This is a genomic window from Roseovarius gahaiensis (genome assembly GCF_011601345.1).
Classification (GTDB): Bacteria; Pseudomonadota; Alphaproteobacteria; order Rhodobacterales; family Rhodobacteraceae; genus Roseovarius; species Roseovarius gahaiensis.
Window position 1 is genome coordinate 1 of sequence record NZ_JAAORB010000040.1, and the last position, 25985, is coordinate 25985.

23 protein-coding genes and 2 tRNA genes are annotated in these 25985 nt (G+C 60.1%); 11 read left to right on the forward strand and 14 right to left on the reverse strand.

The genetic code is table 11. The features are described 5' to 3' along the window. Positions 1-108 precede the first annotated feature (108 nt). The gene (locus HAT86_RS14240) at positions 109-321 is read left to right on the forward strand and encodes a hypothetical protein (RefSeq protein WP_167199226.1); all 213 of its coding nucleotides are present in this window, start codon (positions 109-111) and stop codon (positions 319-321) included. A 2-nt stretch (positions 322-323) separates the two neighbouring features. Here the strand turns inward: HAT86_RS14240 and HAT86_RS14245 are convergent. After that, positions 324-400: transfer RNA gene (locus tag HAT86_RS14245), tRNA-Arg, on the reverse strand. 114 nt (positions 401-514) lie between these two features. Between HAT86_RS14245 and HAT86_RS14250 the strand changes: the two genes are divergently transcribed. Then, positions 515-1540: a LacI family DNA-binding transcriptional regulator gene (locus HAT86_RS14250; protein ID WP_167199229.1), complete on the forward strand. Its 1026-nt coding sequence runs from the start codon at positions 515-517 to the stop codon at positions 1538-1540. A 113-nt stretch (positions 1541-1653) separates the two neighbouring features. Here HAT86_RS14250 and HAT86_RS14255 read toward each other — a convergent pair whose 3' ends face one another. From HAT86_RS14255 to petA, 3 genes are read right to left on the reverse strand one after another with little or no spacing between them, the layout of a single operon-like run. Further along, positions 1654-2442, reverse strand: coding sequence for a cytochrome c1 (locus tag HAT86_RS14255; protein WP_167199232.1), 789 nt, complete (start codon positions 2440-2442; stop codon positions 1654-1656). 16 nt (positions 2443-2458) lie between these two features. Further along, positions 2459-3805, reverse strand: a complete 1347-nt coding sequence (gene petB / locus HAT86_RS14260; protein ID WP_167199235.1) for a cytochrome b — start codon at positions 3803-3805, stop codon at positions 2459-2461. Positions 3806-3817: 12 nt separating this feature from the next. Then, positions 3818-4393: a ubiquinol-cytochrome c reductase iron-sulfur subunit gene (petA, locus tag HAT86_RS14265; protein WP_167199238.1), complete on the reverse strand. Its 576-nt coding sequence runs from the start codon at positions 4391-4393 to the stop codon at positions 3818-3820. A 219-nt stretch (positions 4394-4612) separates the two neighbouring features. On the opposite strand from petA, the gene HAT86_RS14270 reads away from it, so the two are divergent. Next, the gene (locus tag HAT86_RS14270) at positions 4613-5296 is read left to right on the forward strand and encodes an outer membrane protein (RefSeq protein ID WP_167199241.1); all 684 of its coding nucleotides are present in this window, start codon (positions 4613-4615) and stop codon (positions 5294-5296) included. A gap of 75 nt (positions 5297-5371) precedes the next feature. On the opposite strand, the gene HAT86_RS14275 is transcribed toward HAT86_RS14270, so the two are convergent. The 3 genes from HAT86_RS14275 to dapF all read right to left on the reverse strand — a co-directional run bounded on the left by HAT86_RS14275 (position 5372) and on the right by dapF (position 8149). Further along, complete coding sequence (locus HAT86_RS14275) at positions 5372-5977, reverse strand: glutathione S-transferase (protein WP_167199243.1); 606 nt, start codon at positions 5975-5977, stop codon at positions 5372-5374. Between the two features lie 79 nt (positions 5978-6056). After that, positions 6057-7319 (reverse strand): tRNA (N(6)-L-threonylcarbamoyladenosine(37)-C(2))-methylthiotransferase MtaB, encoded by a 1263-nt coding sequence (mtaB, locus tag HAT86_RS14280; RefSeq protein ID WP_167199246.1) that lies wholly within the window; start codon positions 7317-7319, stop codon positions 6057-6059. Then, positions 7316-8149, reverse strand: a complete 834-nt coding sequence (gene dapF / locus HAT86_RS14285) for a diaminopimelate epimerase (RefSeq protein ID WP_167199249.1) — start codon at positions 8147-8149, stop codon at positions 7316-7318. The genes mtaB and dapF overlap by 4 nt, the downstream gene beginning before the upstream one ends. A gap of 107 nt (positions 8150-8256) precedes the next feature. On the opposite strand from dapF, the gene HAT86_RS14290 reads away from it, so the two are divergent. The 5 genes from HAT86_RS14290 to HAT86_RS14310 all read left to right on the forward strand — a co-directional run bounded on the left by HAT86_RS14290 (position 8257) and on the right by HAT86_RS14310 (position 12840). Further along, positions 8257-8332, forward strand: a tRNA-Lys gene (locus HAT86_RS14290). A 251-nt stretch (positions 8333-8583) separates the two neighbouring features. Then, positions 8584-10521: a DEAD/DEAH box helicase gene (locus HAT86_RS14295; protein ID WP_167199252.1), complete on the forward strand. Its 1938-nt coding sequence runs from the start codon at positions 8584-8586 to the stop codon at positions 10519-10521. A 165-nt stretch (positions 10522-10686) separates the two neighbouring features. After that, a complete protein-coding gene (locus tag HAT86_RS14300; protein WP_167199255.1) occupies positions 10687-11355 on the forward strand; it encodes a phosphoribosyltransferase in 669 nt (222 codons plus the stop codon). Between the two features lie 280 nt (positions 11356-11635). Beyond that, positions 11636-12415, forward strand: coding sequence for a Crp/Fnr family transcriptional regulator (locus HAT86_RS14305; protein WP_167199257.1), 780 nt, complete (start codon positions 11636-11638; stop codon positions 12413-12415). Positions 12416-12585: 170 nt separating this feature from the next. After that, on the forward strand, positions 12586-12840 hold the full coding sequence (locus HAT86_RS14310; protein WP_167199260.1) for a helix-turn-helix domain-containing protein: 255 nt from the start codon (positions 12586-12588) through the stop codon (positions 12838-12840). A gap of 30 nt (positions 12841-12870) precedes the next feature. Here HAT86_RS14310 and HAT86_RS14315 read toward each other — a convergent pair whose 3' ends face one another. The 4 genes from HAT86_RS14315 to HAT86_RS14330 are packed head-to-tail and all read right to left on the reverse strand — an operon-like array spanning position 12871 to position 19554. Next, positions 12871-14919: a hypothetical protein gene (locus HAT86_RS14315; protein ID WP_167199263.1), complete on the reverse strand. Its 2049-nt coding sequence runs from the start codon at positions 14917-14919 to the stop codon at positions 12871-12873. Next, positions 14916-17678, reverse strand: a complete 2763-nt coding sequence (locus HAT86_RS14320) for a DUF4159 domain-containing protein (RefSeq protein ID WP_167199266.1) — start codon at positions 17676-17678, stop codon at positions 14916-14918. The genes HAT86_RS14315 and HAT86_RS14320 overlap by 4 nt, the downstream gene beginning before the upstream one ends. Further along, a complete protein-coding gene (locus HAT86_RS14325; RefSeq protein WP_167199268.1) occupies positions 17675-18550 on the reverse strand; it encodes a DUF58 domain-containing protein in 876 nt (291 codons plus the stop codon). The genes HAT86_RS14320 and HAT86_RS14325 overlap by 4 nt, the downstream gene beginning before the upstream one ends. After that, the gene (locus HAT86_RS14330) at positions 18547-19554 is read right to left on the reverse strand and encodes an AAA family ATPase (protein WP_167199271.1); all 1008 of its coding nucleotides are present in this window, start codon (positions 19552-19554) and stop codon (positions 18547-18549) included. Before HAT86_RS14330 ends, HAT86_RS14325 begins: the two co-directional genes overlap by 4 nt. Before the next feature lie 69 nt (positions 19555-19623). Here HAT86_RS14330 and HAT86_RS14335 point away from each other — a divergent pair, with 69 nt between their 5' ends. After that, positions 19624-20205, forward strand: coding sequence for a DUF1285 domain-containing protein (locus HAT86_RS14335; RefSeq protein ID WP_167199274.1), 582 nt, complete (start codon positions 19624-19626; stop codon positions 20203-20205). 5 nt (positions 20206-20210) lie between these two features. Next, the gene (locus HAT86_RS14340) at positions 20211-20963 is read left to right on the forward strand and encodes a hydroxypyruvate isomerase family protein (protein WP_167199277.1); all 753 of its coding nucleotides are present in this window, start codon (positions 20211-20213) and stop codon (positions 20961-20963) included. 49 nt (positions 20964-21012) lie between these two features. Here HAT86_RS14340 and HAT86_RS14345 read toward each other — a convergent pair whose 3' ends face one another. Together HAT86_RS14345 and polA are read right to left on the reverse strand one after the other, a co-directional pair. Then, the gene (locus HAT86_RS14345; protein WP_167199280.1) at positions 21013-21426 is read right to left on the reverse strand and encodes a universal stress protein; all 414 of its coding nucleotides are present in this window, start codon (positions 21424-21426) and stop codon (positions 21013-21015) included. A 147-nt stretch (positions 21427-21573) separates the two neighbouring features. After that, complete coding sequence (gene polA / locus HAT86_RS14350; protein WP_167199283.1) at positions 21574-24378, reverse strand: DNA polymerase I; 2805 nt, start codon at positions 24376-24378, stop codon at positions 21574-21576. A gap of 194 nt (positions 24379-24572) precedes the next feature. Here polA and HAT86_RS17080 point away from each other — a divergent pair, with 194 nt between their 5' ends. Then, positions 24573-24866: an Arm DNA-binding domain-containing protein gene (locus HAT86_RS17080; RefSeq protein WP_331272559.1), complete on the forward strand. Its 294-nt coding sequence runs from the start codon at positions 24573-24575 to the stop codon at positions 24864-24866. A 56-nt stretch (positions 24867-24922) separates the two neighbouring features. Here the strand turns inward: HAT86_RS17080 and HAT86_RS14355 are convergent, their stop codons facing one another. Next, positions 24923-25915 carry an HlyD family type I secretion periplasmic adaptor subunit gene (locus HAT86_RS14355; protein ID WP_167199285.1) on the reverse strand — a complete coding sequence of 331 codons (993 nt, stop codon included), beginning with the start codon at positions 25913-25915 and terminating at the stop codon, positions 24923-24925. Positions 25916-25985: the final 70 nt, after the last annotated feature.

Here is a 25985-nt window from a genome sequence, read left to right on the forward strand (position 1 = left end):
TGCTAACGTGGCAGGTGGGTCAGTTTTAGATGATCATAACCCACCCAGGTGGGTCACTTTTGCATGCCGATTCACAGTCGCACACATGGGTTGCGCAAGCACGGCGCTATGCGTCTGGCCGAAGCTGGTGCTACGGAAGCACAGATTGCAGCGTTCCTTGGGCATCGCTCACATCACGAAGCCCGTCGCTACATTGCCGCAGCAAATCGCATGACATTAGCGTCGTCAGCGCTGGATTTGCTCGAAAACTTGTCCAACCTTCACGGCGGGTTGGGCAAAACGCACCCACAAGACGCTGAAAAGAAAGGTACAAAATCATGAATTGGCGACCCCGGCAGGATTCGAACCTGCAACCTGCCCCTTAGGAGGGGGCTGCTCTATCCAGTTGAGCCACGGGGCCTCGGGCCCTCGTTTAGCGTGGGTTTTTGTGTTTGTCATCGGTCGATTGCGTTACGCTTGATCCTGCCCGACTGTTCGCGGTAACAATTACGAAGCATTTCTCAGGATAACGACTTTGACCAAACCCGACCAACGCCCCCTGACCCTACGTGATGTATCCGAGGCGTCAGGTGTCTCTGAAATGACCGTCAGCCGCGTCTTGCGCAATCGCGGGGATGTGTCGGACGCGACCCGTCAGCGGGTTCTGGAAGCCGCCAAGCAGTTGGGGTACGTCCCCAACAAGATCGCCGGTGCGTTGGCCAGTCAGCGCGTCAATCTGGTGGCGGTGATCATTCCGTCGATGTCGAACATGGTCTTTCCCGAAGTCATGACCGGGATCACGCAGGTCTTGGAAACGACCGACTTGCAGCCGGTTGTGGGCCTGTCGGATTATCTTCCCGAGAAGGAGGAAAAAGTCCTTTACGAGATGCTGTCATGGCGTCCTTCTGGCGTGATCATCGCCGGGCTGGAACATTCCGACGCCAGCCGTGCAATGCTACGCGCGTCAGGTATTCCGGTGGTCGAGATTATGGACGTGGACGGCACGCCGGTTGATTCCGTTGTGGGCATTTCGCATCGCCGCGCCGGGCAGCAGATGGCGCAGGCCATTTTGAAGGCCGGATACAAACGCATCGGGTTTCTGGGCACCAAGATGCCGCTGGATCACCGGGCGCGAAAGCGGTTCGAAGGGTTCACCGAAGCCATGGCCAAAGCCGGGATCGAAGTGGCCGATCAGGAGTTCTATTCTGGCGGCTCGGCCTTGGTCAAAGGCCGAGAGATGACCGAGGCCATCCTCAAACGCACCCCGGATCTGGATTTCTTGTATTATTCAAACGATATGATCGGCGCGGGTGGGCTGATGCATCTGGTCGAAGCGGGGGTCGATATCCCGGGCCAGATCGGATTGGCAGGCTTTAACGGTTTAAACCTGTTAAAAGGGCTGCCCAAAGAATTGGCCACGATGGACGCCTGCCGGCAGGATATCGGGCGGCGCGCGGCCGAGATCATCGCGGCGCGGGTCGAGCACCCAAACGATGACGCGCCCGTGCGCGTGGCGCTGGAACCGACGATCAGCTACGGCGATACTTTGCGCCGGGACTGAGCCGCACAGGCCGCACAAACATCCGTTCACTCACGCTCAGTGCCGTTGAAAATAAAAACCCCGCCCAGAGTGATCCGGGCGGGGCAAACCTGCGCGGTTGACGCCGTGTGACGTCAGACGTTTTTCTTACCCTTGATCGGGGCCCAGATCCGCTTGTTCGTGAGATACAGCAGAACCGTCAGCACCGTCAGAAAGATCACACCCGTCAGGCCAGCCTGCTGGCGTGCCATCATCTTGGGCTCTGCCGCCCACATCAGGAACGCCGCCACATCTTCCGACTGGCTCTCTACGGTGTTGGCATGACCATCGTCAAACTCGACATCCTCACCATAAAGCGGCGGGGCCATGGCAATCCAGCCACCGGGAAAAGCCGTGTTTTCATAAAACGCAGTCCCGGCTTCGAACTTCTCTTCGCCCGTGTAACCGGTCAAGAGAGAATAGATGTATTCCGGCCCACCCATGCCTTTGAAGAGCTGCGCCAAACCCGTGCCTTGCGGTCCGTGAAAGCCTGCACGCGCCTTGGCCATCAGGCTAAGATCAGGTGCTGTTTCCATCATGGATTCAGGGAAGTGATCCGTCGGTTTGGCCGGGCGAAAATCATCCAGCTCTTCATCGAAGACTTCGAACTGCTCGGAATAGGCGCGCACCTGATCCATTGGCAGGTGCGGGCCACCGTCGTCGCCCAGCGTCCGCAGCGGCACGTATTTCATGCCGTGGCACGCCGCGCAGACCTGCGTATAAACCTTCAGGCCGCGCTGCAGCTGGTTCTGGTCGAATGTCCCAAAGGGCCCTTCGAACGAAAAGTCGACATCTTCGATATGCCCACCGGCGCCAGCGGCCATCGAGGCCCCCGTCGAAAGGGTCAGGGCGGCGATTGCGGAAATCGCAAGTTTCTTAAGCATGATCCCGTTTCCTTTCTTATTCGGCAGGGGTGGGTGCGGTTTGACCCGCCTCACCCGATGCCTTGGGGTAGTGCGACGCGAAATCGTCTTCGATCGTTTCGGGCTGCGGCAGCGGTTTCTCGATCACGCCCAACAGGGGCAGGATGACGAGGAAATACGCGAACCAGTAGGCCGACCCGATCAGCGAGATCGTGGAATAGGGCGGCTCGGCGGGCATGGCCCCGGCCCACATCAGCACGATGAAGTCGACGACGAGCAGCGCAAACCACCACTTGAACATCGGACGATAGCGGCCAGACCGCACACTGGAGGTATCCAACCAAGGCGCCAGAGCCATCACCGCGATGGCCCCAAACATGGCCAGCACGCCGAAGAACTTGGCGTCGATGATGCCGCCGGTGATCCAGCTTGCAAACATCACCACCCAGACATCGGCGGTAAAGGCGCGCAGGATCGCGTAGAACGGCAGGAAGTACCATTCGGGCACGATGTGTGCAGGCGTCACCAATGCGTCGGCTTCGATGTAGTTGTCGGGGTGGCCCAGATAGTTGGGCATGAATCCGACAACGGCGAAGAAAATAACCATCAGCAGGGCCAGCGCGAACAAGTCCTTGATCACGAAGTAGGGCCAGAACGGCACAGTGTCTTTCTTGGCCTCGGCCTTGGACCCGCGACGCACTTCGACACCGGTGGGGTTATTGTTGCCCGTGGTGTGGAAGGCCCAGATGTGAACCGCCACCAAGGCCGCGATCACGAAGGGCAGCAGATAATGCAACGAGAAGAAACGGTTCAGCGTGGCGTTATCCACAGCCGGCCCACCCAGAAGCCATGTCTGGATCGATTCGCCGATGAACGGGATCGCGCCGAACAGGCCGGTGATCACGGTGGCGCCCCAGAACGACATCTGACCCCAAGGCAGCACGTAGCCCATAAAGGCGGTGCCCATCATCATCAGATAGATTAGCATGCCAATGATCCACGTGATTTCACGCGGCGCTTTATATGACCCGTAGTAAAGGCCGCGGAAGATATGCAGATACACTGCCAAGAAGAACAGCGATGCGCCGTTCATATGCAGGTAGCGGATCATGTGGCCACCATTCACGTTGCGCATGATATGTTCGATCGAGGCAAAGGCCAGATCGACATGCGGCGTGTAGTGCATCACCAGAACGATGCCTGTGATGATCTGCAAAGCCAGACAGAAGGTCAGAACGATCCCCCAGATCCACATCCAGTTCAGGTTCTTGGGCGTGGGGATCATGATGGTGTCATACAGCAGCCCGACGATGGGCAGTCTTGAATGCAGCCACTTTTGACCGCCAGTTTGAGGCTCGTAATGATCGTGCGGAATTCCGGACATGTGCGCGTTTCCTTATCCCAGTTTGATCGTCGTATCATCGACGAATTCGGCCACCGGCACCCAAAGGTTTTCCGGGGCGGGGCCTTTGCGGATACGACCCGCGGTGTCGTAGTGCGACCCGTGACAGGGGCAGAACCAGCCGCCAACGCCACCTTCGAGAGAATAGTCACCAGCGCCACCCAACGGGACGCAGCCAAGGTGCGTACAGACACCGATCATCACCAGCCACTCCCCTGCATCATCAAGGGTGCGGTTCTGGTCTGCGGCGTCAAGGGCCATGTCGTTGCGGTTCTGTGCGTTCTTGTCGGGCAGGTCGGACAGTTCGACGGCGCGGGCGTCTTCGATTTCCTGTTCCGTGCGGCGGCGAATGAAAACGGGCTTGCCCAGCCATTTCACCGTCAACTGTGTGCCTGCTTCGACACCCGAAACGTCAACCCGGATCGAGCTGAGCGCTTGGACATCGGCCGACGGGTTCATCTGATTGACAAGAGGCCATACGGCGGCCCCTGCTGTAATAGCACCTGCGCCTGCCGTGGCGTAGTAGAGGAAATCTCTCCGGGTGCCTTCGTGTTCTTCTGCGTGGGACACGGGGGTTACTCCATTTTCAAAGCCGAAACCGGCCTTTTGCACGTATGCGGCGCGGACTCAGTGCACCGTATCGCGTCGCTATTTAGCTGGCGTTGCACCCTGCGTCCAGTGCGCAATGCCGCCGATGTGATCAAGGCGCGCATGTGTCGCGCTTGAGCATAGCCTTTTCCATGTATACAGAACCCAACAAAACACCCTTTAAAGTGAAAGATATCGACGATGAAAAATGTCATCAAAATCGCGGCCGTCGCGGCCGCGTCCGCCATGGCCGCCCCCGCAGCCGCCGAGGTTGAACTCAGCTTTTACATTGGCACGCAAAGTGTCGATGGCAGCACCGCGTCCGGGTATTTGCCCGGTGGTGCCCCCGTCAGCCGGTCGGTCGACTGGAAAGGCAAACCGTTCGAAAGCCCGTTTTATTACGGCGGGCGCGCGATTTGGTGGATGGACAACAACATCGGCTTCGGCCTCGAAGGCACACATTCCAAGGCCTATGCCTCGCAGGCTGATATGGCTGCAATCGGCGTCAGCCGTCTTGAGCTGTCGGATGGTCACAACATCATCACCGCCAACGTCATGAAACGCTGGCCCGGCGCCTTCAAGGCAACGCCCAAGTTCACCCCCTATGTTGGCGCGGGTGTTGGTGTGGCAATTCCGCATGTGGATGCGCAGGTAAACGCCTCGGGCATTCGCACCTTCGGCTACGAGACAACCGGCCTGGCGGTGCGCGCGATTGCCGGTCTGAAATACGATCTTACGGAAAAATGGGCCCTGTTCGGGGAATATCAGGCCGTCTGGTCCGACAATGAGATCACGATTGACCCGGCACCGGGCCAGTTGCCCGGCAAACTGAACACCGAATTGCTGACCCATGCGGTCAATGTCGGTGTCAGCTACAGTTTCTGAGACGACGGGTTTGGAAAACATGAAACGGCGGGGCATCTGACCCGCCGTTTTTGTTTGCGATCGGCCCAGTGCGGTTTATTCGGCCGGCTGTGTGGCCTGCATGCTGTCGCGCTGTGAAAACAAGGCAAACCAATCATCCAAGGCATCGTTGCCCTTGCGCCAGCCGCGTGCATCATGCCGGAAATCCAGATAGGCCAGCGCACAGCCGATGGCGATCTGGCCCATGTCCAACGGGCCGCGCAAGTGGCTGACCCAACGCGCGTTCAAGGCATTCACTGCACTTTCGATCTTATCCCACTGGGCATCGACCCACGACTCCAACACCGCCTCGGCGGGGCGCAATCTGTGTTCATACAACATCAAAACCGCGGCCTCCATGATCCCGTCTGCCGTCGCCTCCAATGTCAGCGTCTCCCACAGGCGCCCCTGCGGATAGAGGTTGGATTGCGCCCGGTCATCCAGAAAACGGCAAATCACCCGGCTGTCATAAATCGTTGGTCCTTCGTCGCGGATCAGGGCTGGGATCTTGCCCAATGGATTGGCGCTGGCCACTTCGGGTGCCGTATCGAACGGGCTTGTGAGGGCTGTCACGATTTCCAGATCGTCCATTTGCCCGGTTTCGTGTAGCAAAACGTGAACCTTGCGCACGAAAGGCGAGGTGCCGGATGAAATAAGCTTCATAGGGAACAGTCCTTGATGTTTGGGTCTGACGTCACGCTAAGAGGCTGGATCACCACTGTCCAGTCGCCTTCCCCGCATGTCAGGCCGCAACCAGCTGTCCTTTGCGACTCCCCGTGACCGTCGCCGTCACGATGCACCCCTCCCCTCGGTCGCTGTCAAAGGCGACTTCGGTAAATTGTTCAGTCCGGCCCATGCGGGGGCTTTCCATCAGCACATGATGGGTGCGGCCCTGCTGCGCTGCCAAGTGGCGCGTGACCTGCGCATCGCCGGCGGCGCGCAGGCGCGCGGCACGCTCTTTGATCGCTTTGCCGTTCACCTGTTGCGGAATGCGGGCGGCCGGGGTGCCTTCGCGTTTGGAATAGGGAAACACGTGCAGCCACGTCAGGTCGCAGTCGATCACCAGTTTGAGCGAATTTTCAAAATGCGCTTCGGTCTCGGTCGGAAAGCCCGCAATAATATCGGCCCCAAAGGTCATATCGGGGCGCAGGCGGCGTGCCTCTTGGCAGAAGCGGATCGCGTCATCGCGCAGGTGCCGCCGCTTCATCCGCTTGAGAATCAGGTCATCGCCATGCTGCAGCGACAGATGCAGATGAGGCATCAGGCGCGGTTCGGTGGCAATCGCCTGCATCAGGTTGTCATCCGCTTCGATCGAATCGATCGAACTGATCCGCAGGCGGGGCAGATCGGGCACCAGTTTGAGGATACGCATAACAAGATCACCCAAACGAGGCTGCGCCGGCAAATCGGCCCCCCAGCTTGTCAGATCCACACCGGTCAGGACCACTTCGTTATAGCCGCGATCGACCAAACGCTTGATTTGATCCACCACCACGCCAGCAGGCACGCTGCGCGAATTGCCCCGGCCATAAGGGATAATGCAGAAGGTGCAGCGATGGTCGCACCCGTTCTGCACCTGCACATAGGCGCGACTGCGGGTGCCGAACCCGTCAATCAGGTGCCCGGCGGTCTCGGTGACACTCATGATGTCATCCACCATGACCGCTTCGGTTTCGCCAATAAAATCGGCCGCCATACGCTCCCATGTCTCGGGCTGCATCTTTTCGGTGTTGCCGATCACGGCGTCGACCTCGGGCATGGCGGTGAAAGTCTCGGGCTCGGTCTGGGCGGCGCAGCCTGTAACGATCAGCCGGGCCTCTGGGTTTTCCCGGCGCAGGCGGCGGATTTCCTGCCGCGCCTTGCGCACCGCCTCGGCGGTGACCGCGCAGGTGTTGATGACAACCGCGTTTTCAAGCCCCGCCTGTTGGCTTAGCTCTTTCATCGCCTCGGTTTCATAGGCGTTCAGGCGGCACCCAAGGGTGGTAAAGCGGGGTGGTTGCGTCATTCCAGCCCCCGCAAAAACTGCGGGGTCAGCACGCCGTCAAACACGTGCATGGTCGGGCCTGTCATCCAAACCCCATCCTCGCGCCAGTCGACATGCAGCGTGCCGCCATCCAAATCAATGCGCAGGGTGCGCCCGGTCAACCCACGCCGTGCCGCCGCCACTGCGGTGGCGCAACTGGACGACCCAGAGGCCAGCGTCACGCCGACGCCCCGTTCCCAAACCCGCATGCGCAGATGATCGCGGCCAACAAGGCTGGCGACCTGAACATTGGTGCGCTCAGGATAAAGCGGGTGATGCTCGTAGCGCGGGCCGAATTGTTCCAACGGGACGGCGGTGGCATCCTCGACAAAGAAGGTGCAATGCGGGTTGCCCATGCCTGTGGCGGTCGGGCCGCCCTCGATCGGCAATTCAAGGGTGTCCATTTCCTCAGCAAGCGGCACATCGCGCCAGTCCAGTTGCGGCTGCCCCATATTGACCGAGGTCAGCCCATCCCCGACATCAGTCGCCTGAAGCTCTCCGCGTTCGGTGGTCAGGCGCAGCGCCGTCTGGCCGCTTTCATCCATCAAGACCCGCGCAATACAGCGAGTCGCATTGCCGCAAGCCGCCGATGTCGAGCCATCCGAATTGTAAAACGTCAGATGCGCATCCCCGGCCCCGGTAGAGATCACGGCCAACTGATCGAATCCGACACCCCTGTGCCGATCGGCCAAGGCAATCGCCAGTGCAGGCGTGACAGCAATGTTACGCACACGCGCATCCAGCACGACAAAGTCGTTGCCAAGCCCGTGCATCTTCATAAAGGGCAAATCACTATCAAATCGCGTGTTCATAAGCGGGCATATAAACCCGCACCGGACACGAATCCAGCATCCAAAGGAAAAAGCGTCAATTTCGGGGTTGACCCCCTGCCCCGGTCTTTCTAGATAGGCCGCCTAGTGGGCCGTTAGCTCAGTTGGTAGAGCAACTGACTTTTAATCAGTGGGTCGCAGGTTCGAATCCTGCACGGCTCACCACTTTCATAATAAATATCAATCGCTTAGGCGGTTTTGGTGGCCGGGTCTGTGTGCTCAGCTGCCAGTGGCAACCCGTCAAACGTCAAAGCGGCGGTTGCCTTGACCGGGTCAAACACAGGCCTGCAACTGCGGCGTCATTTCGACAAGTCGGCCTATACATCCCCCGTACAACAAGGTAACGCGAGGGTTTACCGGCCGGTGGAGCATGATCGCGCGATGCAGGCTGCCTCAATCATGAAGACGGACCAATCTTGAAAAACGCTCTCGCAAAAGCCTTGGATACCCAAGGGTATACCACTCTCACCCCTGTGCAAGCGGCTGTGACCGCACCTGAACTGACCGGCAAAGACTTGTTGGTCTCGGCGCAGACCGGATCGGGCAAAACGCTTGGCTTTGGCTTGGCGATTGCCCCGGGCCTTTTTGGCGAGGCAGAATCCTTTGGCCCTGCGGCCGCACCGCTGGCCTTGGTGATCGCTCCGACGCGGGAATTGGCGATGCAGGTCAAGCGCGAGCTGACGTGGCTGTTTGCCCATGCCGGGGCTGTTCTGGCCTCGACCGTGGGCGGAATGGACATGCGCGACGAGCGCCGGGCCCTACAGCGCGGGGCGCATATTGTCGTGGCCACACCCGGCCGCCTGCGCGATCATGTCATGCGCGGGTCGATTGATCTGAGCGGGCTGAAAGCCGTTGTTCTGGATGAAGCCGACGAAATGCTGGATCTGGGCTTCCGCGAAGATCTTGAATTCATACTGGATCAGGCCCCGACAGAGCGGCAGACCCTGTTGTTTTCCGCCACCGTTCCAGCCGCAATTGCAAAGCTGGCCCAAAGGTATCAGACCGAGGCTGTGCGCATCTCGACCGCCACGGGTGCCACGCAACATGCCGATATCGAATACCGCGCGCTCAACGTCTCGGCGCGGGATTCGGAAAACGCCATTATCAACGTGCTGCGCTATTACGAAGCCCCCAATGCGATTGTGTTTTGCAACACCCGCGCGATGGTAAACCGGCTGACCACACGGTTATCGAACCGGGGGTTTTCAGTTGTCGCCCTGTCCGGGGAACTATCGCAAAACGAACGCACCCATGCCCTGCAGTCGATGCGCGACGGGCGCGCACGGGTCTGTGTGGCGACAGATGTGGCCGCCCGCGGCATCGACCTGCCGAACCTTGAACTGGTCATTCATGCCGAATTGCCAACGAATCAGGACACGCTTTTGCACCGCTCAGGCCGCACCGGGCGGGCCGGGCGCAAGGGCGTTAGTGCACTGATCGTGCCGCCCGCTGCGCGCAAGAAAGCCCAAAGGTTGCTTGGCTGGGCCAAGCTGAAAGCGGAATGGGCCGATGCCCCATCCGCCGAAGAGGTCACAGCGAAAGATGACGAACGGATGCTGGCCAGTTCCGATTGGTCAACCGAGTTGGAAGACTCGAACCGTGAAGCCGTGGCAAAGCTGGTAAACACCTTCACCGCCGAGCAATTGGCGGCGGCCTATGTTCGTCTGTTCCGCGAGCGGCATTCAGCACCCGAGGAGCTATCCGACCTGTCCGCCGCCCCTGCCCCGCGCGAAGCCTTTGGGCCAAGCGTCTGGTTCTCGCTTGAGGGAGGACGGGCCGCCGGGGCGGAACCACGCAGACTTCTGCCCATGCTGTGCAAATTGGGCAATCTGTCGCGCGAGGATGTTGGCGCGATCCGCATTCAGCCTGATGCCTCTTTGATCGAGATTCGCCAAAGCGCCGTTCAGGGTTTTCTAGGTGCAATCGGATCAAGCATGACGCTTGAGGACGGGGCCAAGCTCACGCAGTTGTCGCAGCCGCCAAAATTCGACAAAACGCCAAGACCCAGTGGGCCTGCCAAGGGCAAGGCAACCCACAGCAAGAAACCGGCGCCCCCGGAAAGCACCCCAGCCAAAGCATCTGGCACCACAACACCGGTCGACTGGAACGACGCCCCAAAGCCGCGTGTGAAAAAGCCTAAACCTGGCAGCAAGCCGACCAGTCGCCCCAAGCCAAAGCACGATAGTAGCAAATCCGAGGACAGCCCGGTCACCGAACTAAAAAAGACCGGCAAAGCCAATCACGGCCCGAAACCTCCGGTCGGCAAACCGAGCAGCAAGAAAAACCGCGCCCGTAAGCTGGCCAAAACCAGTGAAGCTACCCCAAAAAGGGGAAAGCCACGCGGACAGCGCTAAGATCGACGCGTGGTTCATCCTTGGGCGTGGCCGGTACCGCAAAGCCGCGCCAGCCCAAGGGCCTGTTCAGGTCCAGCAAAGTTGATCCCGGTTAACGCGATACATCTCGCCGCAAGGCAAGATGGGTCGTGGTAAAGCCAAACGACACCGGGGCCAAAAACCGCCATGCCTGAATTCACCGACCGCACAGACGCCGGACACCGCCTTGCGCAAGTCCTGCAAACCAAAAAATATGATGATCCCGTCGTTCTGGCGCTGCCACGTGGGGGCGTTCCCGTTGGGCTTGAGGTTGCGCGCGCCTTAAGCGCCCCAATGGATCTGGTGATGGTGCGCAAGATCGGCCTGCCCGATCAGCCGGAACTGGCTGTTGCCGCCATCGTGAACGGGGACACCCCGCAGACCGTCACCAACCATGCCATCGCCGAACATGCCGGCCTGTCTGCACAAGACATCGACCGGCTTGCAAAATCCCAATTGGACGAGATCAAGCGCCGGCGCGGTATCTACCTAAAGGGACGCGCCCCCGTTCCAATCAAGGGGCGCACGGCCATCATTGTTGATGACGGAATCGCAACCGGCGCAACAATGCGTGCCTCTCTGCTGGCGGTGCGACGCCAAGCGCCTGCACACCTTGTCTTGGCCGTTCCGGTGGCCGCACCGGATACGCTCAAGCGCCTGCAAAATGATGCCGATGATGTGATTTGCCTGTCGCAGCCACACCCCTTTTTGGGGGTTGGGGCGCATTACGATGATTTCCGCCAAACCACAGATCAAGACGTGATGCGCCTGATCGAGGAAGCGGATCGCGTGCTGCAATCGCGCAATCGCGACTGATCAAACGGGCACGTCATCCTTTTTGCGTTTGGTTAATGGTTTCGCTTGCGCCAAGGATTTCACTGCGTCCTCTCCAGCCTGAATCTCGACCTTTCCGAGACGGCCCGCGCAGCGGATCGGTCGACCAAGATCAGCCGTCACAAACAGAACTCAAGACAATCGCGGTGCCGTGGTGTATAAGATAAACATAGGCCATGCATCGGATTGCGCACTCGGCTTGCTGACTCAGTGTCTTACCAGTTTCCCATCGGTTTTAGATTGGACAGCAAGGGGGATTGCTGTGTTTTCTGGATACACGATCAATGAAAAGCAGGTCGGTCCGGCACATGTTTTGCCGGGGTTGGTCAACACGGGGTTTTCAACCAAACTGCAAGCCGCATGCGATCACCATTCGCAAAGGCTTAGCAAAGACTGCACTTTGCTGTTGGAAGGTGACCCCTGCCAAGTGGTCTACTGCGTTCTTGATGGCTGGCTGGCGTTGTCCAAAACGCTGGAACAGGGGCAAACCCAGATCATTGATTTTGCATTGCAAGGCGATATCGTCGATCCGACCACGGCGGATGGCGAAACGTCATCTGTCACGATCAATGGGCTGACCCTTGGAACGGTGGCCACTCTGCACCGCGCCACTTGGCAAACGCTAATCTCGGACTGCCCCGACTTGCGGCAATGGCTTCACGGCAAAGACGCCGCCCGACGAGCGCGGCACTCTGAACGGATGCTTCGGCTGGGCAAAGGCACCGCCGAGATGCGGGTGGCCTATGCGCTGTTGGAGTTACACATCCGGGTCAACATGATCAGTGGGTCCGCCCTGCCCGAGTTTCACATACCCCTGACACAGCAACAAATCGGCGATTTCATCGGGTTATCGTCTGTGCATGTATGTCGCACCATGCGGCGGATGTCGCGCAACGGCATTCTTGCCATGAGCGATCACATGGATGTTCGGATTCTGAACCCTCAGGCGCTGTCGCACATGGCCGGAATCGACCATGCCACGCTAAAGCGCGAAATCGTGCCGGCCCTGCCTAGTCAAACGCGCCGCACATCAGCGCCTTAAACCAAGAATAGGCCCGCCAAAGCGGGCTTCCACAATTTCGCCCAAGTGCGGCACCGGCAGCGCGGCTTTAACCGCCGTCAATGCGGCCTGTGTAGATTTTGGGCAGTCTCGGGGCACACGCCAAAGCTGAGCACGGCATGGACCCAGGGAAACGCAAGCGAGATGATGATATGCGTCACATGACCTACGAAAGCCCATATTTTGCCGCCGGGCGCCTGAAAACAATCTTGGAACAGAACATCGTTCAGGGCGGCAAGAAATCAGGCTGCCAGATTTCTGGCAAGCTTGGTCATGATCCGGTGGGCGCGCTGCACGCCATGCGGGAATACGGCCTGAGCGACCGGGAGATTGCCACCTATTACGAGGTGACGCCGTCAACCGTGCGCCGCCTGACACGTCTTTTCAACATTCCGGCCCGACTCTGACCGCCCCAAAGGCCGCATGCGCCACGATTTTCAGCGCCGCCCTTCGCGAAGCCACCCGCCCAAGGTCAAGGCTGCGATCAAGGCCAGCACCACCCATGCGGGCAAAAGCGGGGCCTGCGTAACCGAAAGCGTTTCAAACGCGTCGCGCGGGGTCAGCCCGATCCAGCCACGGCCCGCCGCCGGGCGACCCGGACGCACATCACGGATGCGCGGCAGACCGTCCGCAAGCGCCTTGGCGCCACCGCTGGTCCGGTCAAGGATGGGTTGCAAAGGCCCGGCACTTGCAATGGTCTGTTCAAACTCGACCGGCGCAGCAGGGCCAAGGCCGATAACGGCACTCTGATCCCCGTTCTCCAACCGGTACAACCCGATTTCAGGCCCGTCGAACAAGGTTTCAAACCGGCCGGGCTGCACCTCGCTCAACTCGCGTTCAATCACATCACCCGATGGCGTGGTGATCGTAACCGGGCCGACGGTATCCGACAGCGACCGGCGAATGATCCGCATCTGTTGACCGGTCGCTTCGGCCCAAAGCGCCTCTTCCTCAAGCTCGGGTTCTTTCATCATCCAATGCGCCAGCCGCCGCAGCAGTTCCAGTTGCGGGCCGCCGCCTTCGTAGCCACGGTTCCACAACCACGCGTGATCAGACGCCAAAAGTGCAACGCGCCCCTCTTCGACGCGGTCCAACACCAGCAACGGACGATCATCCTGCCCGGACATGACAATATCACCCGAGGTTTGTTCAACCTCGATCTGACGCATCCAACGCCCCCAATCACCATCAAATTCCCGTTCCAGCCCCGACGTGACCGGATGGCGTTGGCCAAGGTCGGTCACGCTTGGACGAAACCGTTCCTCAAGCACGCGCGCGGTGGGGCGCGCCGGCACGATGGATTCGATGGGCGTGCGGTAAAGGCTGTCGGCACTGGCGAAATCAGGCCCGGCTGCAATCAGAACAGCGCCCCCCTCCTCGACATAATTGCGCACGTTATCAAGGTAGAGCGAGGGCAGAATGCCGCGGCGCTTATAGCGGTCGAATATGATCAGGTCGAAATCGTCGATCTTTTCCAGAAACAATTCGCGCGTCGGAAAGGCGATCAAAGACAGTTCGCGCACCGGCACGCCGTCCTGTTTTGCAGGCGGGCGCAAAATGGTGAAATGCACCAGATCGACCGAGCTGTCGGATTTCAGCAAGTTGCGCCATGTGCGGCCCCCGGCATGCGGCTCGCCCGAGACCAACAGCACGGACAGCCGATCGCGCACACCGTTGATCTGCACAAGAGCGGTATTGTTGCGGTCGGTCAACTCGCCCGGCGCCTCTGGCGTGGTGAATTGCAACACGTTGCGCCCACCATGCGGCAGCGTCAGGGGCAGTTCGATATCACGGCCCAAGGGCACATCGAATCGCTGGGGCTCTTCCCCGTCAATCGAGATGTCCAGCGGCACGGTCTCAACCCCTTCTGGCGCCGCGCCATCATCGGTCACGGTCAAGGTCAGGGTCACCTCTTCGCCCAAAATGGCAAAGGCCGGGGCATTCTTGATCGTCAGGCGACGGTCCCAGTCGGTGCTGCGGCCTGTGTGCAGCAGGTGCAGCGGTGCTGGCAGGTCCGGGGCGCGGTCAACGTCGTGAATGCGACCATCCGACAGAAGGATTGCGCCCGCGATACGTCCGCGCGGCTCTTCGGCAAGGGCCTCGGACAGGGCGGTCATGGCCTGCGTGCCGGCGTTATCGGCCCCGTCAGGAATAGCGATGCGCCGAACCTCGGTGTTTTGCCGCGCAGCAAGCCGCGCGGCCAGCTCATCTGCGGCCTGCGTGGTGGTGCTGGCGCGATCCGCAAGGTTCTGGCTGGCGCTTTGATCCTCAAGCAGCAGCACGATGTCATTCAGCGGCGCGCGGTCTTCGACCTGATAGGCCGGGCCGGACAGGGCCGCAAGGATCACCAGACCGGCCAGCGCCCTAAGCGGCCAGCCCGACAGGCCGCGCCACAGCGCAAGACCGATCCCGATGATCAGTGCCACCGCAAGCACGGCAATCAGTGGCCAAGGCAGAAGCGGGTCGAAAATCAGCGTTCCGGTCATTGGCCCAGCCTATCCAGCAATGCGGGCACATGCACCTGATCGGATTTATAGTTGCCGGTCAGCACATGCATCACAAGGTTCACACCAAAGCGATAGGCCATTTCGCGCTGCCGCTCTCCGGCGAAGCCACGGCCCACCGGAAACAGCGCATTGCCGCGATCATCCATCGCCCAAGCCGCGGCCCAGTCATTGCCGCCGATCACCACGGGCGTCACGTTATCGTTGAGGTTACGAAACGGCATGCCATCGACCTTTTCCGCATCGGCCGGCGCGGCCTCAACCCAGACAGAGCGACCGGAATGGCGGCCGGGGAAATCTTGTAGCAAGTAAAAGGTGCGCGTCAGAACGTGATCCTCGGGGACCGGCTCCAGCGGGGGGATATCAAGCGGGCGCGCCAGCCGTTGCAACATCTGTCCGTTGGCCGACGATGCCCCAAAGCCTGCCACATTCGCGTCGCGCGTGTCGAATACGATCATGCCGCCGGTTCGAAGGTAGTCGTTCAGCTTGGCATAGGATTCTTGTGACGGGATCGGCTGATCGGGCGTGACCGGCCAGTAAAGCAACGGATAAAGCGCCAGATCGTCCATTTCCAAATCCACACCGATAGGGTCAGCGGGCTCTACGGATGTGCGGAAAAACAGCGTTTCGCTCAGGCCGACAAGCCCGGCGCGCGCGGTATCATCCAGCCGCGTGTTCCCCGTCAGGACATGGGCCAAGGTCACTTCCGAGGCCGCCGCCAGTTCTTTGTCAGCCGCCGATTGCGCCTGCGCGCCATGCGGGGCGGCGGGCAGCAACAGCGCAGCAAGCACCAGCGCAGCCGCACGCGCCGGCCAAAGCCGACCCGACAGGGCCAAAGAGGCCGCAACATCTGCCATCAGCAACAGCAAAGACAGCGCCAGCAGCCAGCCCCCCAACGGGGTTTCGGGCGCACGGGCCAGCCCCTCAACCGGGATGCGGGCGGGCCATGTGACCGGCGTCAGCGCTGTATCAGCTCCGACGACATTCAAAGCAAACCGACGGTCGGGGCCATCGTAAAGACCCGGTTGCAGATCGGGGCCAAGCACATCGGTGATCAGGCGTTCGCCCGCAATGCCCGGCAATGTCCCCGCATCCTGTAACGCGCCGAACCCGTCCAAAACCTGCGCGGGTTGCCACGTGGTGCCCTGCAACTGAGCCATGTCCGGCAGGGTCACGGCAGATGACACAGCCAAACGTTCCAGCATCTGAACAAACAAGCCAGACAGCGGCAGGCTGGACCATTCCGCATTTGCGGTGACGTGGAACAACACCACCTGCCCTGTGCCCACGCGTTTCCGCGTTACAAGTGGCGTGCCGTCAGTCAGTTGCGCGATCACCCGGTCGGCCAGCGTCGGGTCAGGCTGCGCCATCACTTGTGCCGAAACGGTCACATCGCCGGGCACGGACAACCCGGCAAAGGGGCTGTCGTCGGCGAAAGGCGCAAGTGCCTTGGGTTCGCCCCAACTCATCGCGCCACCCACAGTCCGCCCACCGGCGCGCAGCCGCACCGGCAAAAGCGGCGATTCCTCGGTGCGCGACACGTCAGAGGCCGCAAGGCGCGGCCCGGCAAACCGCAACAACAACCCACCCTGATCCAGCCAGTCCAAAAGGGCGTCTTGCTCGGCCTGCGACACCGTCGCCACATCGGCCAGAACGATCACATCAGGATTGGCGGGCAGGATATCCAGCAGCGCGCCGTCCAACAGATCAGCCGAAGGCAAAAGCGCCTGTTCCAAGTAATGCAGCGGCGACAGGAGCTCTAGCCCCTCGCGGTTTTCGCGTCCCGCGATCAGGGCGACCTCGCGCCGTTTCAGGCTGTCATCGGTCAGGGTCACCGCCCCGGCGGTGTTTTGACCGGTTATTTCAAAACGCGTCAGACGCGCGCGCATTTCAGCCGGAAGAGACAGATCGCCAGTGGCCGTCATCGCGCCTGCCTCAAAACTAAGGGGCATTTGGGCCAGCATTCGCGGACTACCTTGAGGGTCGCGGCCATGCGCCTCGACCATGACATCGCGCGCGGCACCCGGCGTCGCCCGGCGCGCCGTCAACTTGACGACCCCCTCCTCGATCATCGCCGGGGTCAGGGCAAAGATGGGCGAGGGGCTTTCGTAGACAGTGACCGCGCCCCGCGCCTCCAGATCAGCCAGCAGGGACGCGCGGCCCTCATGCTCCAGCCCGTCAGACATCCAGCGGGTTTCAAAAGCCCCGTCGGGCAGGGCCGCGCGTGCGCGTTCGATCATCGACGGCACCGGCGCCCAAGCTTGAGGCGCAAGGCCCGACAGACGGCTGCGCCAATCCTCGGCCGCGCGGAAGGCAACAGGCTGCGGCTCGGTCAGGCGCAGAATGGCCACGGGGCGCGCATTGCGCCCAGCCTCGGACAGCATGTCATCCAGAAGCGCCAATTTCGAAGGCCAGTCACGGGCACTGGCCCAACTGGCATCCAGCACGATCAAAAGCGGGCCGCTTTGCACCTGATCCCCCTGATCGCGCGGGTTGAGAACTGGCCCGGCAAGGCCAATGATAACGGCAGCCACGGCCAGCATACGCAACAACAACAGCCACCATGGCGTGCGATCGGTAACGGTGTCGTCGTCCTTGAGCCCCAAGAGCAGCGCCACACCGGGAAACCGCCGCCGGATGGGGGCGGGCGGCACGGCCCGCAGCAAAATCCACAAGATCGGCAAGGCTGCCAATGCCAGCAGCAACCATGGCGCGGTGAAGGCTATTGGCCCCAGCATCATGCATGCCCCCCATCAAAAGCGCGATACAGCCACAGCAGCGCCGATTGCGCACTGTCCGAGGTATGGTGCAGCCCATAGTGCCAGCCTGTGACCGTACACAGCGCCTGCAATTCATCCTTACGCTCGGCAAGACGCTCAAGGTAGCGATCCCGCAGATCATTGGCCTTGAGCGTTTCATGCGAAAGCGTTCCACCGACGCTTTCGAAAATGGTGCGCCCCCGGAAAGGAAACGCCTCTTCCGCCGGGTCCAGAATGTGCAACACCGCGCCTTGCACCCCACGGTCCGCCGCGCGGGTCAGGGCCTTGCGCACGTCCTCGATATCACCCATGAAATCGGATAGGAACAACGCCCGGCCTTGTGCCATCAACCCTTGCAAATCCGGGGTTCCGTAATCCTCGTCGCTCTCTTGCGTGAGCGCCTCGGCCAACCGCGCGATTTGCACAGTGCCACGGCGCGGCGGCAAGGCATGGCCAGTCAGCCCCACGCGTTCGCCCGCGCGGTTCAGCAAGATCGCGACCGACAAAGCCAACAGACGGGCCCGGTCGGATTTTTGTGGCAGCACATCTTCCGACGCAAAGCGCATCGAGGCTGCATCATCTGCCCAGATCATGACGCTTTGCGCAATTTGCCATTCGCGCTGCCGCACGAATTGCGCATCCGAACGCCCCGAACGGCGCCAATCTATATCGCGCAGCGCATCACCCGGCATCACCGGGCGATATTGCCAGAAATCATCGCCCATACCTGCACGCCGCCGGCCATGTTCGCCCAAAAGGACCGTGCCGGCCAAATGCTCGGCCCGCGCCAGAAGCGGTGGCAGCGTGGCGGCCTCGGCTTCGGACCGCGTGCGAAGATCGGCGGGATGGGTCACGCGGCGGCCTCGGTGCGGGTGACCTCGGCAACTGTGTTGGAAATCAGGTCTTCCAGCCGCCCGCCGCGGGCGCGCGCCGCAAAATTCAATGCCATGCGGTGGATCAAAACCGGCTGCGCCATGGCGGCGACATCATCAATATCGGGCACCAGCCGCCCTTGCAGCATGGTCCGCGCCCGAACTGTCAGCATCAACGCCTGTGCCGCGCGCGGCCCCGGCCCCCACGCCACATCCTTTCGGACCGTGTCCGATGCGCTGTCATCGTCGGGGCGGCAAGCACGCACTAAATCAAGAATGCATTCAACCACAGACTCCCCCACCGGCATCCGGCGTAGAAGCGCTTGCGCCTCGATCAACTCGGACGCGGAAAACACTTGATGCGCCGCGGCCTCTTCCGCACCTGTGGTGGCCAGCAGGATGCCGCGTTCGGTATCGCGATCGGGATAGGGCACGTCGATCTGCACAAGAAAGCGGTCAAGCTGGGCCTCGGGCAGAGGATAGGTGCCTTCCTGTTCAATCGGGTTTTGCGTCGCCAGGACGTGAAACGGCGGCTCAAGCGCGCGGTCTTGGCCAGCGACGGTGACCTGACGCTCTTGCATCGCCTGCAACAGAGCGGATTGCGTGCGCGGGCTGGCGCGGTTGATTTCATCGGCCATCAGCAGCTGGCAAAAAATCGGGCCGGGGATGAACTTGAAACTGCGCGACCCATCCGCGCCGGTTTCCAAAACCTCGGACCCCAGAATATCGGCAGGCATCAGATCGGGCGTGAACTGCACGCGGTTCGCGTTAAGCCCCATCACGGTGCTTAACGTGTCGACCAGCCGTGTTTTGCCAAGACCCGGCAAACCGATCAACAGGCCATGCCCGCCGCACAAAAGAGCCGTCAAAGACAGATCAACCACGCGCTCTTGCCCGATAAAGCGGCGTGTGATCGAGGCGCGCGCCTCCGCCAGCTTGTCCTCAAGCGCCTCAATACCGGCCAGCAGATCGGCGTCATCGGTCATGGCAAAACTCCCTATCAGGCTATATTCTTCCCTATGAGTGTATCGCGCCCAAGCAAAATGGCAAAAGCAATGAGCAAAGATCAGATCACGAACCCATCAGCCGAGAGCTTGGCAGCCTCCGCCCGCGCCGCACAGGGCAAGGGAATACCGCCCGTGCAGGAGTGGAATCCGCCGTTTGTGGGCGATTTGGACATTCGTATCACCCGCGACGGTAAATGGTATCATGAAGGCGGCGAAATCACCCGGCCCGGTCTGGTCCGGCTGTTTTCCACCATCCTCAAGCGGGAAGGCGACAAGTTTTATCTGGTCACTCCTGTGGAAAAGGTGGGACTCACCGTCGAAGACGCGCCCTTTGTGGCCGTCGATGTGGACGCCGAAGGGGACGGTAAGGATCAGGAACTGATTTTTGAAACCAATGTCGGTGATCGGGTGGTGGCAGGGCGTGACAATCCATTGAGGGTCGAGCGTGATCCACAAACCGGCGAGCCGTCGCCCTATGTGATGATCCGCGCCGGTCTGGAGGCGTTGATTGACCGCAAAAGTTTTTATCGCCTGATCGAACATGGCACACGACAGGACGGCTGGTTCGGGCTGTGGTCGGGCGGTGAATTTTTCCGGGTGGTCCCCGAAGGTGATTTACCCGCAGAGTAACCAAGATGCCCCGATTTGCCGCCAACCTTTCGATGTTGTTTCGTGAATACCCGTTGTTAGAGCGGCCGGCAGCCGCACGGGACGCAGGGTTTGCTGCTGTGGAAATTCTGTTTCCCTATGACGAACCCGGCCACCTGATCCGGGACGCGTTGGAATGCGCGGGGCTACCGTTGATCTTGATCAACACACCACCGCCGAACTGGACCGGGGGCGATCGTGGCTTTGCCGCCATTCCCGGTGGCGAGGATCGATTTCGCCACGATTTCCGCCGGGCCTTGCGCTATGCACAGGTATTGGGCGCAACCCATATCCATGTCATGGCCGGTGTTGCCCAAGGCCCAGAAGCGCGCGACACCTTTGTGCGCAACCTGATCTGGGCCAGCGAGACCGCACCAGAGCAACCCCTGACAATCGAGCCGATCAACCCCCATGACATACCGGGGTATTTCCTGAACGATTTTGATCTGGCGGCTGAAATTCTGGATACTGTCGGCGCGCCAAATCTGGCGTTGCAATTCGATGCCTACCACGCGCACCGGATAACCGGTGACGTGCTGGCCGCTTGGTCACAGCACGGCCACCGCGCCGCTCATGTGCAGGTGGCAGGCTATCCGGAGCGACACGAACCCATAGGCGGCGAAATTGACTACAGCGCTTTTTTCGCAGCGCTGGACGCAAAGGGGTATGCCGGATACGTCAGCGGCGAATACACCCCTGCGGACCGCACCGAAGACGGTATCGGCTGGATCACCGCCTGACCCGCCACAAGCCGCGGGGCGCCCGAACGACCGCCCCATAGGATCAGCATCAGGCACGCACCACATACACCGAACATTCGGCATGGGTCACGACATGGCTGGCGGTGGTGCCAAGCAGGTAATCCGTCACTTTCGGGTTGGCCGATTCCATGATGATCACATCGACATTGCGGTCATCTGCCAGCTTTACGATCTGCCGATGCGTGGCGCCTTTACGCACCACGGTTTCCACATCGACCCCTTCGGCCGGGTGGGCTGCAATGAATTTCTTCAGCTCTTCGGTCCAGTATTTGTCTGAATCGTAGATATTCAGGTTGCGCTCGATCTCGGGCGCAACAGTGGCGACGATCAGTTTTGCACCGCGCCGTTGGGCCATCTCAACGGCCTCGCTATAGGCGTTGTATTCAAGTTTGACGTGGCGCAGGTTGACGGGGCATAGGATCAGTTTGGTTTGGCGGGCCATGGGATACCTTTTGTCCGAGAAACACGGGAACAGGATGCACGGGCGTAACCGATTCGCCAAATTGCTGCATTGCAGAAACGGCAGACAGTGTCCTGGAAGCGGCACCCGGTCGCCGCAAAACCCTTTCTTATCGGGGCAAGCGCCCGGTCAGTGCGCCTGCGCCCAGTTCGCCCCCTGCCCCGCATCCACGATCAGCGGCACATCCACTTTGACAGCAGGCAACGCGGCCCCTTCCATGACCTCGCGGGCAGTCTCGATCAGCTTGTCGGTGGCATCCTCAGAGACTTCGAAGATCAGTTCGTCATGCACCTGCAACAGCATCTTGGCGGGCTGGCCCTGAATGGCGTCTGGCATACGCACCATGGCGCGCCGGATGATATCAGCTGCAGTGCCCTGAATGGGCGCGTTGATCGCGGCGCGCTTGGCAAACCCTGCACGCGGCCCTTTGGCCGATATTTCAGGAGTGTGGATTTTGCGACCGAACAGCGTTTGCACAAAGCCGTGTTCTTTTGCGAAACCAACGGTATCGTCCATATAGGTCTTGATGCCGGGGAATCGCTCAAAATACCGGTCGATGAATCCCTGTGCTTCGCTGCGCGGAATGCGCAGATTGCGCGCCAGCCCGAAGCCTGAAATACCATAGATCACGCCGAAATTGATCGCCTTGGCCTGACGGCGGATATCCGGCGTCATCTCGTCGATGGGCACATCGAACATCTCTGACGCGGTCATCGCATGGATATCCTGCCCCTCTTTGAAGGCCTGCTTCATCGCAGGCAGATCAGCGACATGCGCCAGAATCCGCAGCTCGATCTGGGAATAGTCGAGACTGACCAGAACATTGCCCGGTTCAGCGACAAACGCCTCGCGAATGCGGCGGCCTTCTTCGGATCGCACGGGGATATTTTGCAGGTTCGGATCGGTCGAGGCCAAACGCCCCGTATTCGCCCCGGTCTGCACATAAGACGTATGCACGCGGCCTGTATCGGGGTCGATATGGTCCTGCAACGCGTCGGTATAGGTGGATTTCAGTTTCGATAGCGCACGCCAATCCAGCACGCGGGCAGGCAAATCATGCTCGGTGGCCAGATCCTCAAGCACATCCGCGCCGGTGGCATAAGCGCCGGTCTTGCCCTTTTTACCGCCTTCAAGGCCCATTTCGTCGAACAGGATTTCACCCAACTGCTTGGGGCTGCCGACATTGAACTTGCGACCGGCAAGCTCGTGTATTTCATCCTCAAGCTGCGCCATTTTCTGGGCAAATTTGCCGGACATGCGCGACAGGGTTTCCCGATCAACCTTGATGCCATTACGCTCCATCCGCGCCAAAACGGGCGACAGAGGACGTTCAAGCGTTTCATAGACAGTTGTCACTTTCTCGCGATGCAGCTGCGGCTTGAACGTCTGCCAAAGGCGCAAGGTGATATCGGCGTCTTCAGCCGCATATTTCACAGCCTCGGTCACCGGCACCTGATCAAAGGTAATGGCCGATTTACCACTGCCCAGCAGGGTCTTGATGGGGATCGGCGTATGGCTCAGATAGCGCTCGGACAAGGTATCCATACCATGCCCATGAATGCCCGCATTCAGCGCGTAAGACATCAACATGGTGTCATCAAACGGCGCGACGGTGATATCATGACGGGCAAAAATCTTGGCGTCATATTTCATGTTCTGCCCGATCTTGAGGATCGCGTCATTCTCAAGCACGGGCTTGAGCGCGGCCAGAACATCATCAAACGGCAGTTGCCCCTCGGCCAGAGCCTCTGAACTGAACAGGTCATCAGACGCGCCATCACGATGCGCTATGGGGATATAGCAAGCCTGCCCCGGCTCAACCGCCAGCGATATGCCCACCAGCCGTGCCTGCATTTCATTCAGTGACGTGGTTTCGGTATCCACAGCCACATAGCCACGGGCCGTGATGCGTTCGACCCACGCCGCAAGCGCCGCAGGGGTCGAGACATGCTCATATGCCTCAGGGTCGATCGCCGGCCAGTCCGGGGCCGTGTCGATCGGGTCAGCCCCTGCCGGGTTGGTATCGGGGATCACCGGGGCCTCGGCATCCAATGCGTCGGCAATGCGCTTGGACAGCGTCCGAAACTCCATCTCGGCCAAAAAGCGCAACAGGGTTTCCGGGTCGGGGTCACGCACCTCAAGATCGTCCAGTGTGAAATCAAGTGGCGTATCACAATCCAGCTGCACCAGTTTCTTGCTCAGCTTGATCTGCTCGCGCTTTTCAATCAGCGTCTGGCGGCGTTTGGGCTGCTTGATGTCTTCGGCGCGGTCCAGCAAGTTTTCTAGGCTGCCGAATTCATTGATCAGCAGCGCGGCGGTCTTGATGCCGATGCCCGGCGCACCGGGCACGTTATCGACACTGTCACCGGCCAAAGCCTGCACATCGACCACCCGATCAGGCCCGACACCAAATTTCTCTTCGACACCTTCGGCGTCAATACGGCGGTTTTTCATGGCATCGAACATCTCGACCCCGCCGCCGACAAGTTGCATCAAATCCTTGTCCGACGACACAATCGTTACGCGCCCACCGGCCTCACGCGCCTGACAGGACAGGGTGGCGATGATATCGTCGGCCTCAAAACCTTCCAGCTCTTTGCAGGCGATGTTGAACGCCTCGGTGGCGCGGCGGGTCAGCGGGATCTGCGGACGCAGCTCCTCGGGCATTGCATCGCGGTTGGCCTTGTATTGATCATACAGGTCATTGCGAAACGTATGGCTGCCTTTATCAAAGATCACCGCAACATGCGTCGGCGCGTCGTTGCTGGCGCTGTTCCCGTCGATATAGCGCTGCAACATATTGCAAAAGCCCGACACCGCCCCGATGGGCAGACCATCCGATTTGCGGGTCAGCGGCGGCAGGGCGTGATACGCGCGAAAGATAAAAGCCGAACCGTCGATCAGGTGCAGGTGGCACCCTTTTCCAAATGACATCACTGCCCCTTTCGATAAGGTTTCATTGTTCGCAAAATACTTCCGCCGGAGAGCTGTTCTTTTTGTGTCATACGTTCTCACTGAGTGCCATAAGATTTATATTCCTTTAATATCAATAACTTAATGCCTCACGGCATCCCGGAATGAACCGGGCAGTGCCAAGCCGGGACGTGTATAAAAGAAAGGATATTTCCATGGCAAAATCAAATGCATTTACAGTCGCTCAACTCAAATCTCTGCCGGTGGGCAAGCATTGCGATGGGCAGGGTCTTTGGCTCCATAAGCGGGCCGATGGTGGGGCGCAATGGGTCTTTCGTTTCAACCTTTGGGGCCGCCAACCGGAAATAGGTCTAGGGTCTTTCGGACCGGTCAGCCTTGCCGAGACGCGCAAGAAAGCGGCTTGCTTCGCAAGCAAGTGGCGGCAGATTTCGTGCCGGGCGCGCGCGCCCGGCCAGTTGGCGTCCGCGCACCAAGATTTTGAACGCTGATTGACAAACAAAGCAAACAGATCAGATTTCTGCATGCTTTATACCTTCTGTGTTCTTCAGTCCCTCAGCGCCAGTTCCTGCACGCGCGCGACGGGCTGCCAGATATATTCCAGCACGGTGCGCTTACCAGACAGAACATCAACTGTTGCGGTCATGCCGGGGATGAAGGTGACCGCCTCACCGGTGTCTTCCAGCACCAAGTCTCCTTCGATTGCCACATCGACCAAATAGTGGCTTGCCCCACCATTTTGTTCATCGACCACCGCGTCCGGGCTGATCCGCAGCACACGGCCATCAACAGTCCCGTATTTCGCAGAATCGTAAGCCGACAAGCGAATGCGTACAGCATCATCCACCCGGATGCGCGAAATGTCCTGTGGCATGATCTTCGCTTCAATGATCAGCGCCTCGCCAGTTGGCACAAGCTCCAGCATGACGTCGCCAGTATTTACAAACCCTCCCGGTGTGCGGAAGTTGAGCTGGCTCACAATGCCCTCCATGGGCGCGCGGATTACGGTGCGGCTCACGCGCTCTTCGAGGCGCGGCAGCGACTCTTCGAGCTCGCTCTTTTCCGCGACCACCGTATTCAGCTCTTCCATAGCACGCAGCTTAAAGTTCGCCCTCGCATTTTCAATTTCGGTCTCAATCTCAGTAATGCCAGAGCGCGCTTGCGCGATCGAAACCTCTGCCCGATCCCGCTCACCGCGTGCCTGTTCCAGCTGGCGCTGCAGCTCCAGCAGGCGGGTGGCCGGCGCAATGTTATCCCGCACAAGAGGCTCAACCACGGCGATTTCTTCGTCCAGGAAGCCCGCCGTGCGCTCTGCCGTCCCCTGTGTACTCTCGGCCGTGCTCAAGTCCTGTTCACGTTGCTGGCGGCGCTGCTCAAGCACGGCAAGCTGACCTGCCAGTTCTGACCGCCGCGCCGCAAACAAGCTTTGCTCGGTCAGTGCGACCATCGGAGAGCGCGCATTTAATTCCGCCGGGACCGCAAACTCTGTCCCCTCGATCTCCGCGCGCAGGCGCAACTCCTTTATGTCCAGGCCTGTCAATGAGCGTTCAAAACTGACCCGTGTTCAGCGTTTAATTTTGACCCAGCCTATGCGGTGCAAAGCCCCCAGG

Coding starts and splice junctions, on each gene's coding strand:
- HAT86_RS14330 (WP_167199271.1), bottom strand. CDS start 19,554: ATGACCGATGACGCCGATCTGCTGGCCGGTATTGAGGCGCTTGAGGAC.
- HAT86_RS14255 (WP_167199232.1), bottom strand. CDS start 2,442: ATGCTTAAGAAACTTGCGATTTCCGCAATCGCCGCCCTGACCCTTTCG.
- HAT86_RS14300 (WP_167199255.1), top strand. CDS start 10,687: ATGCCTGAATTCACCGACCGCACAGACGCCGGACACCGCCTTGCGCAA.
- HAT86_RS14315 (WP_167199263.1), bottom strand. CDS start 14,919: ATGACCGGAACGCTGATTTTCGACCCGCTTCTGCCTTGGCCACTGATT.
- HAT86_RS17080 (WP_331272559.1), top strand. CDS start 24,573: ATGGCAAAATCAAATGCATTTACAGTCGCTCAACTCAAATCTCTGCCG.
- HAT86_RS14240 (WP_167199226.1), top strand. CDS start 109: ATGCGTCTGGCCGAAGCTGGTGCTACGGAAGCACAGATTGCAGCGTTC.
- HAT86_RS14270 (WP_167199241.1), top strand. CDS start 4,613: ATGAAAAATGTCATCAAAATCGCGGCCGTCGCGGCCGCGTCCGCCATG.
- polA (WP_167199283.1), bottom strand. CDS start 24,378: ATGTCATTTGGAAAAGGGTGCCACCTGCACCTGATCGACGGTTCGGCT.
- HAT86_RS14320 (WP_167199266.1), bottom strand. CDS start 17,678: ATGATGCTGGGGCCAATAGCCTTCACCGCGCCATGGTTGCTGCTGGCA.
- HAT86_RS14340 (WP_167199277.1), top strand. CDS start 20,211: ATGCCCCGATTTGCCGCCAACCTTTCGATGTTGTTTCGTGAATACCCG.
- dapF (WP_167199249.1), bottom strand. CDS start 8,149: ATGAACACGCGATTTGATAGTGATTTGCCCTTTATGAAGATGCACGGG.
- mtaB (WP_167199246.1), bottom strand. CDS start 7,319: ATGACGCAACCACCCCGCTTTACCACCCTTGGGTGCCGCCTGAACGCC.
- HAT86_RS14345 (WP_167199280.1), bottom strand. CDS start 21,426: ATGGCCCGCCAAACCAAACTGATCCTATGCCCCGTCAACCTGCGCCAC.
- HAT86_RS14335 (WP_167199274.1), top strand. CDS start 19,624: ATGAGCAAAGATCAGATCACGAACCCATCAGCCGAGAGCTTGGCAGCC.
- HAT86_RS14275 (WP_167199243.1), bottom strand. CDS start 5,977: ATGAAGCTTATTTCATCCGGCACCTCGCCTTTCGTGCGCAAGGTTCAC.
- petB (WP_167199235.1), bottom strand. CDS start 3,805: ATGTCCGGAATTCCGCACGATCATTACGAGCCTCAAACTGGCGGTCAA.
- HAT86_RS14310 (WP_167199260.1), top strand. CDS start 12,586: ATGCGTCACATGACCTACGAAAGCCCATATTTTGCCGCCGGGCGCCTG.